Source organism: Vibrio sp. 10N.222.55.A1 (assembly GCF_041473835.1).
In the GTDB taxonomy this organism is placed as follows: Bacteria; Pseudomonadota; Gammaproteobacteria; order Enterobacterales; family Vibrionaceae; genus Vibrio; species Vibrio crassostreae_C.
This window is the reverse complement of sequence record NZ_JBFRSX010000072.1, coordinates 1-737: the sequence shown is the minus strand read 5'-3', so window position 1 is coordinate 737 and position 737 is coordinate 1. Positions and strand designations below refer to the sequence as shown.

The following is a 737-nucleotide window of genomic DNA, read 5'->3' as shown; positions in this document are numbered from 1 at the left end:
AAGTGTCGTGACTGCGGCATAAAAACAGAGTCTCTATCTTGGCTAGAGCCTTATGCTCGCATCACGAAGCGCCTAAAAAGTTATATAGAACAACTGCTGCCTCTTCTTCCCATTAAGCATATCTCCCAGTTAACGAGCGTACATTGGCACACCATTAAAGAGATAGATAAACGCCGACTTCGACAAGTTGTACCGTCAGTGAAATGGGAAGAGCTAAGGCAACTCGTCATGGACGAGTTCGCTATCTTTAAAGGGCATAGGTATGCCACGGTCATTGCTGACGCTAAGACTCATCAAGTCATTTGGATAGGGTTAGGCCGTAGCCGCAAGGACATACGACCGTTCTTCGAGCTGTTAGGCAAGCATGGCAATAATATCGAAGCGGTCGCGATGGACATGAATACGGCTTTTGACCTTGAAGTTCAAGCGCACTGCCCGAACGCAAAAATCGTTTACGACTTATTCCATGTTGTTGCTAAGTTCGGTCGTGAGGTAATGGATAGAGTCAGAGTCGACCAAGCCAACAAACTCAAGCAAGATAAAAAAGCGAGGCAATGGGTCAAGCGCTCACGCTGGGTGTTGTTGAAAAATAGAGGCAACTTAAATCCACGGCAAGACAGCTATCTTACAGAAATATTGAATATCAATAAGGACTTAATGACCACTTATATACTCGGGGCACAACTCAAAGAGCTTTGGTATTGTGAATCAGAAGCACATGCTAAAGGGCTCTGGGA

The 737-nt window shown here is 45.3% G+C and carries 1 protein-coding gene; it reads left to right on the top strand.

Annotated elements, in window-relative coordinates; translation table 11 throughout:
- The coding region (locus tag AB4493_RS19345) for an ISL3 family transposase (protein WP_372155628.1) at window positions 1-737 on the top strand (737 nt) is incomplete at both ends.